A 14521-nucleotide genomic window follows, 5' to 3' on the forward strand; every position below is an offset into this window, starting at 1 on the left:
CCAGGCACTCACTTCACTTCTGCGGTAATGGACTTGCTCCCGCTGTCGTTTCCAATGGTCAGGCTCACCGTCACCGAATTCGTGACGCCGGTCACATCCACTCCGTGTCCCTCTAGCGTGAGTCCGTAGTCGTTGCCGAGAATCAACGACCGCAGCACCGCTTCGAGGTGCACGCCATTAATCGTCCCCTCGAAGACGAAGCGTCCCTTGTACTGTTTGAAGGAGCCGGCCGGAATCGTGGTGGAGAACGTGCCCACATGAACCACCACCGGCTCCATGAGCGGAGCGATCCCGTTATTACCGGAACCGAGGGTGAAGGTCGCCTGCAGCTCGAATGCCTGATCGAGCACATGGATCTCAGCTTTCGGCCCAATCGCGGCGAACGAGATGATCGAGCTGCCCTCGGTAATCTTCGCCACAAACACATCGGTATTGCCGCCGTACGTACTCTGGGCACTACCCGTGGTCCCCGGAAAGTTCGACGATTTGTTAAACCCATTCACAGAGGCGTTGCCCGTCGCATCCACCGCAATCCCAGTGCCTGCTTCAAAACCACTGCCGCCCAGATAGGTGGCCCAAGACAACACGGGGTCGATGATGAGCGGTCGGCTCTGGTCATAAGCCGCTACCTGAAAAGCCACTTGCGCTGTGGTGCGTGACAGGGGCACCACCGACGCCGAGTGGGTGGTCGCGGACTCCACAGCCAGCAGCATATAACTCCCGGCCAGGAGGTGCTTCTCCCCCTGGACATCTCGCTGATAGACCACCGGCTTTTGCACACGCAGCGTGGGAGCCATGCCCGTGCCTGTCTACATCGAGGTTGGCGGCAGGGTCAGGACGAGATCGCCCGCCTGGTCCACCGCCCGCTGGTCCGCGCCCTCGAACGCCACCCTGATCTGGGTGGGATCAGCCCCAGAGGCCAGGATGAGGTCATACTCGAGCCGGCCCTCCGTTCCGTAATAGACCAGGTCAATCCCAGGATAAAGGTCTTTGAAGACTATCCTCTGGTACGTCGGAATGTTCGTGCGCTACCGAGAGGGATCATCGCCGATGAAATAATTGACGATACCCGGCAGCGGCTCGAGCCTCGCCACTTTGGCTGCTGAATCGGCCCCGGCGAATGTCATCCGCACGACCGACTGTGGGATATTCGACGGGCTGCGTAACGGCTTGTGCTGAACGGCGTGCTCCGCGCCTCCGTCGGTCTTCGTCTCACCGGTTCGCACGGTCAACACCGCTTGGCTTGGCGTGAGATACAGCGCCTGGCCTCGCCCACGCGCAAGAAACTGGATCTGTGCATCGACCTGCCCCTGATTGGCTTCGAAGCTGAGCGGCAGTTTGCCATAGGCCGACTGCACGGTGGCGGTCGAGGGTGTGGATAACGTCGGTTTCTCCGGCGAGTCCTCCGCCAGAATGGGCATGGGGGTAAGACTCACGGCGAGGAGCACGAGCAGAGGCCTGAGACATCGGGACGTATACCCAACATTAGTCATACGAGCCCTCCTTATTAAATTATGGTCTTGAAGAGAATGCTCAGGTGCGAGGGGGACGAGTACCAGATGCGCCCTAGCAGCAATGAAACGGCTGAGCCACCGGTGGCCGTCGTACACAAGTTGGCCGTACGAGCGATGACCGTGGACTACTCTACGTTAAAACGCTTGAGTAATTATACTTAAAATACTCCTTCATGATCGTGTTTCTAAGTAGCTCTACCGCACTCGAGGTTCTGTCAGGCGGCCACTGAAGGATTCAGCCTGCCACGGCTCTCCTCTTGTGCACTGCCTCGGTGCGACTGTATACGGGACAGAACGAGCGAACCCCAGCCATGTCCGTCGGTCTCATCATGGTTGTCTCGATCCATGCGTCTCGCTGTCTCAAACAGCTGTCTCATTCCATTGTCCTAGGACAATTCTGTACGGCCAACGGTAGAAATGGACATTTTCTGGCGATTCCCTTGCGTATCGGCCAAGGGCTGATTGAACCGTGTTTCCCCTTTCTTATTTTGTATCACCTCGCCACAGCCGACCGTGCCACCACATGCTTCCCTGTCCTGCGCAACCACCGCTCAAGGCTAACTACATGATTCCCAAAGCACATTATCTGTCTGCCGCTATGAGTCCTACCCACTCCTCTTCATGCCCATGAAGGGATCGTCAAAAAGAACTCGTTCTGTGCCCGACATCAGCACCGCCCCTCTAATCGAAAGACTAGAAGGCATGGACCTTGCTGAATCTTCCACGTCCGCCCCAATAAATGATCAGAGGGAGTTTCGCACGTCATGAAACCCACAGACGCTGAATCAAAACCCAATCCCAACCAATCCGATTCCCGCATCACGCTCGAGGCAATCATTTCTGTCGGTGTAGTCGGTTGGTTGGCCATCGGTATAGTGCTCATGGGTCTCGGCATTTGGTAGCAGGGCATTCAGAAAAACGAAAACTCCTGGGCCTCATCCCAGAGTCATGATACTTCTTGCGAGTAGTACAAAAGGAGACCTCTTATGGATACATGGTTGAGCCTCCGCGGTGCCCAGTATGCCGGCGCCTTTTTGGCCATCAACTTGATCATGACCGGATGCTCAACCCTCTCGGGAGAATCAAAAGTTGCGAAAACCACGAAGGGATCCGTCTATCTCAAGGACATCGCCGATTGGTCGTTTGAGGCGAGCCATCCTGCGACGATCGACCAGACGACCATCCGCACAGTCGTCAAAGGAGTGATAACCGAGGACACCATCAAACCGTTATCCAACATGCCCGCCAGTGGCAGCAAGCCGATGAGAGTATTCAGCGATGAAGACGCCGAGTTTCTCGCTCCCCTGCTAGCCCAAGGTCTATCAGAAGCGAAACCGGAGCAGATTGTCGGTTTCAAGGTGTTTTCATCGGCAGGGTCAGGCGCTGAACCCACAGCGGGCACCCTCTATGTGCACAAGGGGTCCCTCTATCTGACGATTGCTTCTGCTCAAGCGAACAAGCGGCAAAGATACGCTCTTCCAACTGCCGCTCGTATCGAAAAGGCCCCTTCCTTTGTGGCGATGGGAAAGGGAGCCATGACCCTGGTGATCGACTACCAGGCGGTTGCTAAGGCTTCGACGCCGGGATCGGTTGTCGTAGCCGATGCCCCAAAAGACGCTGCCTCATCGGTGCCGAGTACCCAAGTCACAGACGCCGCTTTGTCACGGGACGATGAGGCCCTTCTTGATCCTTCAGGAACCTCAGCCCCTATTAGGACCGAAACAGACGCACTCCAATTGAGCACCGATGAATTGCTCAATAGAAAACTGGACGAGCTCCGAGCAGCGCGAGAGGCGAACAAACTGAAAGATTCTGAAATCGCGACGCTCAAGAAAGAAGCCTCGCTGGTAAAGAAGGAACTCCGGCAGCGGACAGACGAAGTCAAAGCCTTGAAGGCCAGTAAGGCCTCAGCCCCGTCAGCTCCGAAGAAGAAAACGGCGGAAGCGCGCCGGACGCGCTGAAGACCAATTGATTCAGCCGATGTCGCACAATTCCGGTTGCATCAGAATGACTTCTCTGGAGAGCGGCTGGCGAAAATTCATGCGGCTGTAACAGGCATACGTCACATAGGTATCTTGTAAGCAGTATTGAGCCAGCTCGCGCCCCTGCCGCTTCTCCCACATTTCGGCGACCTGCTCCCCACTCCCTGACTTCGTATCGACTTGTAATGCTCGGGCCAATACATCGAGCTTGACCCAGCCTCTCGTATCCCAATTGCTCCAAATGGCCATCGTGTCATACACCGGCTCCGTCCGAAATTTGGCCAGATTGATTTCGACACTGGGCTTCACCTGATTGATGATTGATCGCTTCTTGATAAAGGGAAGGTCAAACCCCAGCCCGTTGTGCGTGATGTATAACGTCGGCCTGTCTTGAGCCAACCTGGCCCAAAATTGCCGCAGTAACTCGCGTTCATTCACCCCATACCAGGCAATGGCGCTGCGCGCCTCCATCTGATCAGAAAATTCCAGCAGCCCGATGCAAACGATGCGACTGAACGTCCCATCGAACGCTGATTTTGCGTAAGCCTCGTCGTCCGCACGACGCGCTTCCTCCACCGCACTCACCGTAAAGAGATCGTAGCCAGGTTCCTCAGAAACAGGGCCCTGACATTCTGTCGGCTTCCCCACGAGACGAGCCCACTCCTCACGAGGCGCTTGGACCGTTTCGATATCGAGGACAACCTTCATCGCGACACTCCAGAGGTTTCACGCTGCAACGACTGAATCACGGCGTAATCAGCAGGGGGGAACGTAAACTTCGTCAGCTCCTCAGGAAATACCCATCGAATCTCTTCACATCCCAGAGGGACCGGCTCTCCCTGTTCGATCGCGCAGTGAAAGAAGTGAAGCTCCACAACCTTGTCGGAATACTCATGCCGAACGATTTGATATGCAATGGGAGAATCGATCCGAATGTTGAGCTCCTCCCATAGCTCTCGCTGCAAACAGTCCGCAAATGATTCACCTGCTTCCCGTTTACCGCCGGGGAATTCCCAGAATCCGGCGAGATGAACACCAGCCTTCCGACGGGCGATCAAATAGCGATTATTCCGTTTGATCAGGCCGGCTGCCACCTCTATGACCTGCATAGACACTCTACGACCGTCTCCGTTCCATTGGGCTGAATGGATAGGTCTTGCAAAATGCCTTCATCGGACAGAGCAGGCAGTACGGATCGCGCGCCGTGCAGACCATCGCGCCAAAATCCATGATCGCCTGATTGAAGTCGTACCCTTTCCTCGGAGGGATCAGGACTTCCGACAATTCCCATAGCATCGTCTTCTGCGCTTTCGGGTCCCCTTCGGCGACAAACACCCTGTGTAGGACCCGTATCACATTTGTGTCCAGAATAGGGGCATCTTCATTGAACGCAAACGAGCGAATCGCTCCGGCGGTATACCGTCCGATCCCTTTGAACGAAAGCAACTCCTCCGCATCACTGGGAAGTTTCCCCCCATACCGTTCCACCGTTTCACAAGCAATCCCATGCAACCGTTCCGGGCGAACGTTGTATCCCAGCGGATACCACGTCTTCTTCACATCAGCCACCGGCGCCTCCGCCAAATCTTCAAAGCTCGGATAGCGCTTGAGAAACTCCTGGTATTTGGGGATGACTCGATCAACTTGCGTCTGCTGCAACATCACTTCGGATACAAGAATGTGATAGGGATCCGATGTTTTTCGCCAAGGCAAATCCCGACCATGCTCTCCATACCACTTCAAGAGTCGCTGCTGAAACCGCCGCTTTGCAGAAAGATCGGGAAGCGTTGCCTTGCGTGGTTTTTTCTTATTGGAAGGGCGTCGACCTGGCATGTACCGAACCTCTACTCACGCTTGCTCACACTCACATAACCGGTGGCATTGTAGGAGTCCCGTTCCACAAAAATCAAACAGGCCATTTGATCACGGCCGTATCGATCGGCACCTCACAGTCAACGGAGACCGTCTGTTCAAAGTGAATTTCGCATGGTACGCTCTAACCAAAAGCATAGGAGGGCGGCCATGAGCTGGAAGACCTTCCGAAATCAATGGATACGAGCTTCGGTCTTCGCTGGAAGTTTGACTTGTGTCCTCACCCCCTTTCCATCCGGAGCAGAAACCCTCCAAGTACCGTGGGAATGTTCAAACTATACGACAGACGCACAGACTCGCTGTGTAAATGCCTTCATGGAAGCGCAACAAAAGAAAATCTCCGAGCTGGAAGGGAAACTCCAGGCCCAGCAAAGTACCGTCGGCCAACTCAAGGAACAGCTGGACCGGCAATCTGCAGCAACGACTAATTTGCAACGACAGCTTGCTGAGCGCCCCACGACCAGCGTCGTTCCATTTTCATATGGCAATCCTTATAGCTACGCCCTAGCACCGGCTCTTGGGCTTGGACTCGGCTTAGGCCTCCATTTCGGAGACGCTGGGTTCTACGCCCCGCCGTACTACCGCCCCTATTGGGGACACCGGCACTTCGGCTATTGGGGCTATCGATGGTAATGGCAGCAGACGACAGCGACGGAGAGACCTTTACAGCTCCCGCTTGCTTCACTACTGTTCAGATCGGGCTTTTCATTGACAACGACGCCCTCACCACATAGCCTGCTCTGTAGGGTGTGATCGAGACCGATTCATATCCACCCGATCATGGGACTCATATACTTCTCGAGCCCACTCATTGGCAGACGGCAAGACCTAAATCAAAGGGATACGAGATGGTTGTTCGGAAGTTTCCGCGATTTCCGGTTTCAGCTCCCAGCACGCTAGTGCAACGGGATAAATTGCGATACAACGCCGTGGTGAAAGACCTTTCCCTCAAAGGATGCCGGTTGGAAAGTACCCTTCGTCCCTTCACCGGCATGCAAGTAGAACTGTTCATCCAGATGGAAGCAGATGCCACCCCAATCCACATCAGCAAGGGAACGGTTCGATGGTCCGGGTCTCAAGGTATTGGCGTCGAATTTGTAACCATTGACGCCTCAGACCAAGGACGCCTCAAACAAATGGTGGAACAGCTCTCCTTCACAGCAGGACAGGCCCTGATCGTACCGAAAGGCGAGCTACCAAAGAAGTGACTGTTTCCCTCAGACACGCTCCTCTCGGACATCGTCTCCGCACTGATGTTCCTGCGAGATTCTTATCAACGAAGACCTACTGGCGAAGGAGTTTGGTTTTGCCTTAGACACAATGAAGTTGGCCTACCCCATTCCTGATGAAGAAGTGTGAATCAATTCCTCCTCATTTCTCTCAAGTTGCGTCGGCAGATTGCCGAATCATTATTGTAACTTAGGCTGGGAGAGAGCTGTGAAGTGGTGGAAGTCCTCAGCAAAAGCCAAGCAAGAAGCCGTTCGTCTCGACTCCGACCGCCGACGAGAGCCTCGCATAGGAGGAACGTTTAAAGTACGATACTCCGGTTCCGAAGGAGCTGACATCATCATCGGCCACGGCACCATCACCGACCTGAGCCGATATGGATTCCGGATCCAAGGAAATCAACACGTAAAGGTCGGCATGGAGCTTGGCCTGTTCCTCGAACTGCCTGATCAGGAGAGTCCGCTCTGCATTCCCCAGGCCACCGTCTCTTGGGTAAACGGGCGATGGTTCGGTGTGGAGTTACGGGCCGACCGAAAAAAAGAGCCGGAATGGTTGGAGTACCTACTGGAATAGGGATACCGCGAAATAGGCATACGACCACGCCACACCAGGGAACAGAACATCCAAGAGATTTTTCGCGGCTTACTAAAACGCAGGTTGATCCGGCAGGCTGGCGAGGTAGACTGGGAACTCCCCGTTCTTCGCATCGGCAACATAGCGCCTCAGAGCTTCGCCGACCACCGGGAAAGCCATGGTCTCCCAAGGAATGGTGGAGTGTGAGAAGAGCCTGACATCCAAGCTTTCAGGTCCCGCCATGAAAGTTGGTGCCTTCATCCGTCCCCGAAACACGAGATAGACCTGTCCGATATGAGGTAGACTGAGCACGGCGTAGAGTCCGGTAATCGTGACATCAGCCTGCGCCTCCTCCATCGTCTCACGCACTGCCGCCTGTTCAGTACTTTCGCCCAACTCCATAAATCCCGCAGGGAACGTCCAGAGTCCAAGACGTGGCTCAATCGCACGACGGCAGAGGAGGACTTGGCCGTCCCATTCTGGAATACAGCCCGCGACAATCTTGGGGTTATGATAATGAATGCGCTCACACTGGCCACACACATGCCTCGGAAGATTGTCACCCACTGGAACTTTGTGTGTGACGGTCGCGCCACAATGACTACAATAGTTCATAGCCGATGGGTTCCCAGGCTGACCTACCAAGAACGAAATGTCGGCAACACAACTGCACTGGTAGGCATGGATAACACAATCGCTCAGGCTTTGCACGTCGGTACCGCACCTCCGTCACACCGACGGCTGCCCATTGTTCTAAAGGACAAACACCCCGCCTGGCGTAGATCTGAACCGATGCCATTCAGGCTCCTACTTAAGAAATACGGCAAAGAGATTAGCTTTCAACAAGTTATCGACGTGCAGTACTGCCATCCCCTTGACTTCTATACAGAGCAACCTATTAGGTTGTTATAATGCCATGAACGTTCAGCAAGGATGGTTACCTATGGATGAGAGTGTCTTATCGGTACTGCCGATACTCCCCGTCAAGCGCACGGTTTTGTTTCCAGGAATCATGATGCCGCTGACGATTGGTCGTGAACGATCCGTCGCCGCTGTCAATGCCGCGATGAAGACGGAGGAAAAGACGATCGTCGTCGTGGCGCAACGAGATCCCCAGACCGAAGAGCCCGGGTTGGCTGATCTGTACTCCATCGGGACAAAAGCCACCATCAAACAAATCGGTCAAGCCTCAGAGGGAACGATCCACGCCCTCGTTCAAGGCCTGGATCGCGTCGTCCTCTTAAAAGAGGAATCATCAGCTTCTTACTCCACCGTACGCGTTCGGACTCTTGAGCGTCCGTCGGACGAGGGAGCGGAGGTGCAAGCCCTTCACCGAGCCATTCAAGAACTTGTGTCCGAGTTGCCCAGACTGATCCAAGCTCCTGCCATTCAAGAAGTCGGGACGATATTGAGCAATGAAAATGACTCTGTCGCGCTGGCCTATCGTATCGCCTCTCTGGTGAATCTCAATGTAGTGGAGGAACAGCGTTTGCTTGAGTCTGCATCGACTCTCGACCTCCTACGCACTCTCTATGCCGCTCTGTCGAAAGAAATCCAAATCTTGCAACTTCGGGAAAAAATCACCCGAGATGCACAGACAAAAATCGGGAAAACCCAGCGCGAGTACGTCTTACGGGAACAATTGAAGGCCATCCAGGAGGAACTCGGTGAAGGCGAGAGTGATGAGAATGAAGTGGCTCGCCTCAAGCGCCAAATCGCGGAAGCGGATCTCCCTGACCATATCCGCAAAGAAGTCGAGCGAGAAGTCACCCGATTAGGCAAAGTACCACCAACCTCACCGGATCATCAGGTCCTTCGGACTTACCTTGAGCTGGTCCTCGAACTCCCCTGGAGAAAAGCTTCTGAGGAGCACCTCGATCTCGCTACGGTCCGTGAGGTGTTGGAGGAAGATCACTACGGCATCAAGGAAGTTAAGGAACGGATCGTCGAACATTTGGCGGTTTTGAAGCTCAACCCAAAGGCCAAGGCCCCGATTCTCTGTCTCGTCGGACCACCTGGTGTCGGCAAGACCAGCCTCGGTCAATCGATTGCCAGGGCCATGAGCCGAACCTTCGAGCGATTCAGTCTGGGCGGCGTCCATGACGAGGCTGAATTGCGAGGCCACCGCCGCACCTATGTCGGCTCGCTCCCCGGCCGTATCATTCAGGCTATCCGTCGGGCAGGGGTCAACAACCCTGTCTTGATGCTCGATGAGGTCGACAAGATGGGACGCGATTTCCGAGGCGACCCCGCAGCTGCGCTGCTCGAGGTTCTGGACCCAGCACAAAATCATACGTTCCGCGATCACTATTTGGATCTTCCCTTCGATCTCTCGAAGGTATTTTTCATCACCACGGCGAACACGCTCGATACCATCAGCCAACCCCTATTGGATCGGATGGAAGTGATTCGCCTTCAGGGGTATAGCGAGCGTGAGAAAGCCGAAATCGCTCGTCGTTATCTCTGGCCCAGGCGACTAACGGAAGCCGGCATTCAGGAAAGCCAGACGGTACTCACAGATGACGTGCTGAATCTTGTGATCTCGCGCTACACACGGGAAGCCGGCGTACGACAACTCGAACAGATGCTGGGACGGTTGACCAGAAAAGTCGCCTTAACCTTCGCTGATCTGCCGGACGGCCAGCATCGCCAACCCGTCGCTATACAGGCCGACATGCTTAGCGAGTGGTTGGGATCCGAGCGGTTTATGCCGGAAGAAGCAAGGAAACATTTGCCTCCCGGCGTCGCGACAGGTCTCGCCTGGACGCCGACCGGCGGCGATGTACTCTATATTGAAACCACCTTACTCCCTGGTGGCCACGAGTTGACCTTGACTGGGCAACTAGGCGACGTGATGCAGGAGTCGGCACGTGCGGCAAGAAGTTATCTCTGGTCGCACGCTGAAAGTATGGGATTGGATATCTCACGCTTCAAGCGAAACGGAGTCCACATCCATGTCCCATCTGGGGCTATTCCAAAAGACGGTCCGTCGGCTGGCATCACCATGGCCACCGCCTTGGCTTCCGCTTATGAGAACAGAGCCGTGCGAAGCGACACGGCGATGACAGGAGAAATTAGCCTGAGTGGACTCGTCTTACCCGTGGGTGGCATCAAGGAAAAAGTACTGGCGGCCCATCGCGCCGGAATCAAGCGGATCATTCTGCCGAAGGCCAATGAGAAAGATCTGAAAGATGTTCCGCAGGAAGTACGCGACGAACTGACCTTCATCCTGGCGGAACGGATTGAGGAAGTCTTGCCGGCAGCCTTCAATCTCGATTCCCACAATGCGCCGGCTGGCAGCGAACCCGTAGGCGCTGTCAGCACCACGGAAGACCGTTAAGAGTGGTAGAGAGTCTGATCAATCTGTGCGGTGTTGAAGAGCAACGCGTGCCGACGCGTATACACCGCGTGACCAAAGTAATGGTCACGCGGATTCGTTGAGCCGGTGCTGTCTTTGTAATCGACGAGCAGACAGCGGCCTTCGCTGGGAAACCGCACGGCCCGCCTCGCACATTCCAGCCACCGTTCAAATCCATCATAAGGCTCCACTATCTCCCATACCATTTTGTTCGCAGCCTTAGCTGGTTCCGTTATTGGCACAGCATCACTGCCGGCCACTGCTAACTCCTGAACATAATCCCCACCCCAGGCAATAGGCATCTCCATGGTAATTTGAGGCAGTTCCATCTTGGCCAACCAGCTTTTTCCGTCCGTCCGCAAATTTCGATGATTGACGATATGCAGGAGCTTCCCGATGCCGAACGGATCCCACCCATAGCGAACTGGTGTACCAAGAGTCACGATGTCGAGCACAACACCATTCAGGGGTGTCATTGTTGACGACAGAGATTCGATACACTGCACAGTGTCAGCGAGTCCAGACTGGTTCGTCTGTTCAGCATAACTGCTCAGGGTCTTGAACAGCTTAGGTCGCCCAGTGATGGGACTCGGGCAGAGCATATTTGAAGCCAGCGCCAGAACCAGTCCCGCTTGTCCATGCGCTTGGACAAGAATTCGATGCCCTTTTCCCAACCGTTGCTGTTTACAGAGATTATGGAGTTCTGCGAGCAGGGACACAGCGCCGAGAGCCCGCCCCAGATGGTGGTGTTCGCATGACCAGAGCAACCTGCGGCATGAGATGGGCTGAGACAGATTCTTGTTGATGGCGTTCTTGAATGATTGAACGTAGGCCTCCGTGAAGTTCCCCGCGTCACCGATCTGCTCATCCAGAAGGGTTTTCGTAGCATCATCGTTGACCAACGGTGGCTTGAGTCCTCTCGGCAGGAGGGGAATCCCGTTGCTTTCCTCGCGCATCGCCGCGAGTACGGCATCGACCCCCGACACACCTCGTGAATAGCCCCGTTTCAATCCACCCGCCTCATCCAACCGCTGCATGCCAAAAAGATCGGTCCCATGGATCGAGCCATGGAGAAAAACCACGCTTGCGACACCGGCTTGAGACAGGTTCGTCCCATGCTGAGCCATCGCCTCGCCCCATCGGGGAGAATCCGAAGGAACGACGTCCGTCAGATCGGCGATATGCAAACGCTGACCAGGGTTCTTCCGTGACAGCTCATCGTGTTGGAAATTATTTTCGATCGGCATGACAGATTACATATCCGATCTGGATTCAGGACTGCAACTCAACCTGCCGGATAGCGATACGTTACTGATGGGTATCAGAGGGGCTTGGGGTTGGATCAGGAAGCTTCGGCAGTACTTGACGTTTCGACATCACAGCAGTGGCCGTACAAATCTTATTCTCCTCATCAATTCGTCGGTCGACAATCTTCACATCCTGTAAATACTCTTGAACGATTTCTTCGCGGGTCAGTTCGATGTCCTGCTCGGTCTCACGCCCAGACCGTTCACGAACACGGTCGATAAGATGCTCTTTGACCAACACACGAATCTGCTTGGCCAGATCCGTCCGAGCCGACAGCTCCGACACGCGCAGACAGATCGCTCTCCCTTTGGCCAGATCGCCCTGTCCTTTACCGATCCAGTACTGATCCGCAGAGTAGCCAACTTCAGAGGCGGGCGCCGTATCAGAAACAAGTCCCCAACCTAGCCAGAGACTCACCGTGACTACAATAATTCCCAAGCTTTTCTTCAACATTTTAACCCTAGCGACCTCCACCCGGCAGTCCGAAAGACGGAGCTCCCCGATGAGGCGAGCCTGGTTGTTGTAACCCAGACTGTCCCTGAGGCATTCGCCTCGCTCCGCCAAACCCCTGTCCCGATTGACCCATTGGTTGACGATCCCCCTGAGGCACCCCACGAGGTGTCCGATGAATAGACTCATTGAGCGGGCGAGCCCCTACAGATCCGCCTGGAGGTGGGACAAGCTCATGGCTCGGCATCCGACCTGGGTAACTCCCTGGTCGCGGGGGAGCCGGTGCTGTATGGGGTTGCCGGTAGGCGATGATCTGTTGGGCAATAGCGATATGTGGATTGGCCGGGAAGAGGCCGCTCGCACTGTTCAAGAAACCTTGCGGGATTCCCATCGGCGAGACGAGCACCCAATTGGTCCAAGCCTGCGACACCATCGCATTCGATTGCACACGGTTCAGAATTTCTTTCCGCCTGAGCGCGGCCTGCTGCACTTGATCCGGTGTGGACGCAGTCCCCAGCGCCTGATTGGCTGCCTGGAGTTCCTCTTGCAGCTGTTCATTTTCTTGCTTCAGCTCGGCCAACTGCACGCGGGCATCTTCGTTTTCTCGGAGCGCCGTAATCGCGCGTGCGACTTCCTCCGTATCCATCTGCGTCAGAAGGTCTGCCTTGATGACCACAACATCGCCGTCGAGAGTCGTGGAGATCTGTTGATTGAGCACCAGCACCAAACCGGCGGTATACGTGCGAATCTCGTCTTTGGTCACGTCCATGCCATTCACGATTGTCACACTTTCCAGATACGTGGCAACCTGTTCCAAGGCATTCCGCTTCGCCGCCTCCGTCGCGAGCCGGATCGCATCCTCACGAGTATCGCGGTTGCCCATGCGATGCTCGCCTTGGGCATTCACGACTCGAGGTTCTGCAAATGCAGGAGGTAGGAGAAAGAAATCGGCAGCGATGATGTGCAGGAACGAAACCAGAAGACACGTCTTGTACAGAGCCACATAGCGGGGCAATGACGGTTGCTGGAATCGACCGGACATCGCATACCCTCTCGCCTGTACGCGGCAGATGGAACGACTGGTGGAATCAGCTTAACACCGAGACAACGGTTCTGCCAGCATTCGGCGGGTGCCGTCTCCACCTTGCCTTCCGGAAAATTTGCATGTTAGGGTACTCCTTTCGCCTATGAAACAAGCGGATCATCGTCACGTCATGACACATCGTTCTTCGCGCATATGCACAAGGTTGGGAGCTCTTCTCGCCTGCTGGCTTGCTATCGGAGCCTCCACACCCGTTTATGCGACGCCTCCCGTCGGCGAAGCAGCCGCTCCGCTCAACTCCGTAACAGAGCATGTCATCCTGTTCGTCCTTGAAGGATTCAGCCAGGACTCGCTCAAGAGCGGCGCCATGCCGGTTCTCAGCAAGCTCGTCAAAGAAGGGTCTGTGACATGGTCGGCCAACGCGGTTCAGCCGGCCTTACGGCTTCCCATGATGGCGTCGCTCGTCACCGGCCTACCGGTTGAGAAACATGGGATTACCTGGAATTCGTTTGAGTTCAGCCGGGGCTATCCACGCGCCCCTAGCCTCTTCGACTATTTGGATGTCGCCGGAGGCCGAGACAGTGCCGTCTTTTTTATGGACGAGGCACTCTATCAACTCGCGAAACCGGCACCCTACACCGACTATCAACTCTGTGGGGCATTGCGGCCGGAGTGCGGCGCACAGAAGCTCGTCGCTTACATTCAACAGTATTTCCAGAAGGCCTCAAGCGGTCATGGGTACGGCCATGCAGTCCATGCCCTCCCACATCTGTTAGTAGTACATCTTCCAGAAGCGGGGCGGGCCGGGGTGCTTCACGGTTGGAACTCAAAAGAGTACCAGGAGGCGCTCAAGACGGTTGATACCGCGATGAAATCCGTCTTGGACCTCTTCAATCACTACAATCTCTTAGACCGAACAGCCGTCCTCGTGACAACGCTCAGCACCAAGGGGAATGACGCCGGTGGGGAAACGACACAAGCTGAGGCGCCGGCTGTTCCTTGGATCGTTTCCGGAGCAGGTATCGCGCGTGGCCAGGTCATCCGTCAACCAGTGTCCATCATCGATACCGGAGCGACGGTCATGCGAATGCTCAAGATGGAGACCCATACGGAATGGGACAGCAAGGTGATCGAAGAGATTTTCCAGAACGACACAGCCGCCCGTGCTGTACCCCGTGCTAAGAAACGCTAACCA

General features: G+C 55.3%; 14 protein-coding genes and 1 pseudogene. 7 read left to right on the plus strand and 8 right to left on the minus strand.

Annotated features, from left to right (window positions below):
- Nucleotides 1-8: 8 nt before the first annotated feature.
- Nucleotides 9-1493 (minus strand): annotated as a pseudogene (locus tag COMA1_RS22270) (DUF7948 domain-containing protein).
- 785 nt (nt 1494-2278) lie between these two features.
- On the opposite strand from COMA1_RS22270, the gene COMA1_RS20855 reads away from it, so the two are divergent.
- Nucleotides 2279-2416 carry a hypothetical protein gene (locus COMA1_RS20855; protein ID WP_176697770.1) on the plus strand — a complete coding sequence of 46 codons (138 nt, stop codon included), beginning with the start codon at nt 2279-2281 and terminating at the stop codon, nt 2414-2416.
- Nucleotides 2417-2500: 84 nt separating this feature from the next.
- A complete protein-coding gene (locus COMA1_RS01470; protein WP_090742758.1) occupies nt 2501-3475 on the plus strand; it encodes a hypothetical protein in 975 nt (324 codons plus the stop codon).
- A gap of 12 nt (nt 3476-3487) precedes the next feature.
- Here COMA1_RS01470 and COMA1_RS01475 read toward each other — a convergent pair whose 3' ends face one another.
- From COMA1_RS01475 to COMA1_RS01485, 3 genes are read right to left on the minus strand one after another with little or no spacing between them, the layout of a single operon-like run.
- The gene (locus COMA1_RS01475; protein ID WP_090742761.1) at nt 3488-4204 is read right to left on the minus strand and encodes a 3'-5' exonuclease; all 717 of its coding nucleotides are present in this window, start codon (nt 4202-4204) and stop codon (nt 3488-3490) included.
- Nucleotides 4201-4605: a (deoxy)nucleoside triphosphate pyrophosphohydrolase gene (locus tag COMA1_RS01480; protein WP_090742765.1), complete on the minus strand. Its 405-nt coding sequence runs from the start codon at nt 4603-4605 to the stop codon at nt 4201-4203. The genes COMA1_RS01475 and COMA1_RS01480 overlap by 4 nt, the downstream gene beginning before the upstream one ends.
- A 7-nt stretch (nt 4606-4612) precedes the next feature.
- Complete coding sequence (locus COMA1_RS01485) at nt 4613-5329, minus strand: A/G-specific adenine glycosylase (RefSeq protein ID WP_090742767.1); 717 nt, start codon at nt 5327-5329, stop codon at nt 4613-4615.
- Nucleotides 5330-5518: 189 nt separating this feature from the next.
- Here COMA1_RS01485 and COMA1_RS01490 point away from each other — a divergent pair, with 189 nt between their 5' ends.
- From COMA1_RS01490 to COMA1_RS01500, 3 genes are all read left to right on the plus strand, one after another.
- Nucleotides 5519-6001, plus strand: a complete 483-nt coding sequence (locus COMA1_RS01490) for a hypothetical protein (RefSeq protein ID WP_090742770.1) — start codon at nt 5519-5521, stop codon at nt 5999-6001.
- Between the two features lie 215 nt (nt 6002-6216).
- Nucleotides 6217-6576 (plus strand): PilZ domain-containing protein, encoded by a 360-nt coding sequence (locus tag COMA1_RS01495; protein ID WP_090742773.1) that lies wholly within the window; start codon nt 6217-6219, stop codon nt 6574-6576.
- A 229-nt stretch (nt 6577-6805) separates the two neighbouring features.
- Entirely contained in the window at nt 6806-7168 is a 363-nt protein-coding gene (locus COMA1_RS01500) for a PilZ domain-containing protein (RefSeq protein ID WP_090742776.1), read from the plus strand.
- Between the two features lie 72 nt (nt 7169-7240).
- Here the strand turns inward: COMA1_RS01500 and COMA1_RS01505 are convergent, their stop codons facing one another.
- The gene (locus tag COMA1_RS01505) at nt 7241-7783 is read right to left on the minus strand and encodes an NUDIX hydrolase (RefSeq protein ID WP_090742779.1); all 543 of its coding nucleotides are present in this window, start codon (nt 7781-7783) and stop codon (nt 7241-7243) included.
- A gap of 328 nt (nt 7784-8111) precedes the next feature.
- On the opposite strand from COMA1_RS01505, the gene lon reads away from it, so the two are divergent.
- Complete coding sequence (gene lon, locus COMA1_RS01510) at nt 8112-10508, plus strand: endopeptidase La (protein WP_090742782.1); 2397 nt, start codon at nt 8112-8114, stop codon at nt 10506-10508.
- Here lon and COMA1_RS01515 read toward each other — a convergent pair.
- The 3 genes from COMA1_RS01515 to COMA1_RS01525 all read right to left on the minus strand — a co-directional run bounded on the left by COMA1_RS01515 (nt 10505) and on the right by COMA1_RS01525 (nt 13326).
- Complete coding sequence (locus tag COMA1_RS01515) at nt 10505-11773, minus strand: hypothetical protein (protein ID WP_090742784.1); 1269 nt, start codon at nt 11771-11773, stop codon at nt 10505-10507. The genes lon and COMA1_RS01515 overlap by 4 nt on opposite strands.
- A 61-nt stretch (nt 11774-11834) precedes the next feature.
- A complete protein-coding gene (locus COMA1_RS01520; protein ID WP_090742786.1) occupies nt 11835-12287 on the minus strand; it encodes a hypothetical protein in 453 nt (150 codons plus the stop codon).
- A gap of 7 nt (nt 12288-12294) precedes the next feature.
- Nucleotides 12295-13326: a YlbF family regulator gene (locus COMA1_RS01525; protein WP_090742788.1), complete on the minus strand. Its 1032-nt coding sequence runs from the start codon at nt 13324-13326 to the stop codon at nt 12295-12297.
- 145 nt (nt 13327-13471) lie between these two features.
- On the opposite strand from COMA1_RS01525, the gene COMA1_RS01530 reads away from it, so the two are divergent.
- On the plus strand, nt 13472-14518 hold the full coding sequence (locus COMA1_RS01530) for an alkaline phosphatase family protein (RefSeq protein WP_090742791.1): 1047 nt from the start codon (nt 13472-13474) through the stop codon (nt 14516-14518).
- Nucleotides 14519-14521 lie beyond the last annotated feature (3 nt).

Origin of the sequence: Candidatus Nitrospira nitrosa (genome assembly GCF_001458735.1) — a bacterium.
In the GTDB taxonomy this organism is placed as follows: Bacteria; Nitrospirota; Nitrospiria; order Nitrospirales; family Nitrospiraceae; genus Nitrospira_D; species Nitrospira_D nitrosa.

Excerpts from the sequence above, each read along its gene's own strand:
- COMA1_RS01525 (WP_090742788.1), bottom strand. The coding sequence starts at position 13,326 with ATGTCCGGTCGATTCCAGCAACCGTCATTGCCCCGCTATGTGGCTCTG.
- COMA1_RS01505 (WP_090742779.1), bottom strand. The coding sequence starts at position 7,783 with ATGAACTATTGTAGTCATTGTGGCGCGACCGTCACACACAAAGTTCCA.
- COMA1_RS01520 (WP_090742786.1), bottom strand. The coding sequence starts at position 12,287 with ATGTTGAAGAAAAGCTTGGGAATTATTGTAGTCACGGTGAGTCTCTGG.
- lon (WP_090742782.1), top strand. The coding sequence starts at position 8,112 with ATGGATGAGAGTGTCTTATCGGTACTGCCGATACTCCCCGTCAAGCGC.
- COMA1_RS01490 (WP_090742770.1), top strand. The coding sequence starts at position 5,519 with ATGAGCTGGAAGACCTTCCGAAATCAATGGATACGAGCTTCGGTCTTC.
- COMA1_RS01515 (WP_090742784.1), bottom strand. The coding sequence starts at position 11,773 with ATGCCGATCGAAAATAATTTCCAACACGATGAGCTGTCACGGAAGAAC.
- COMA1_RS01470 (WP_090742758.1), top strand. The coding sequence starts at position 2,501 with ATGGATACATGGTTGAGCCTCCGCGGTGCCCAGTATGCCGGCGCCTTT.
- COMA1_RS01475 (WP_090742761.1), bottom strand. The coding sequence starts at position 4,204 with ATGAAGGTTGTCCTCGATATCGAAACGGTCCAAGCGCCTCGTGAGGAG.
- COMA1_RS01480 (WP_090742765.1), bottom strand. The coding sequence starts at position 4,605 with ATGCAGGTCATAGAGGTGGCAGCCGGCCTGATCAAACGGAATAATCGC.
- COMA1_RS01485 (WP_090742767.1), bottom strand. The coding sequence starts at position 5,329 with ATGCCAGGTCGACGCCCTTCCAATAAGAAAAAACCACGCAAGGCAACG.
- COMA1_RS01530 (WP_090742791.1), top strand. The coding sequence starts at position 13,472 with ATGAAACAAGCGGATCATCGTCACGTCATGACACATCGTTCTTCGCGC.
- COMA1_RS20855 (WP_176697770.1), top strand. The coding sequence starts at position 2,279 with ATGAAACCCACAGACGCTGAATCAAAACCCAATCCCAACCAATCCGAT.
- COMA1_RS01495 (WP_090742773.1), top strand. The coding sequence starts at position 6,217 with ATGGTTGTTCGGAAGTTTCCGCGATTTCCGGTTTCAGCTCCCAGCACG.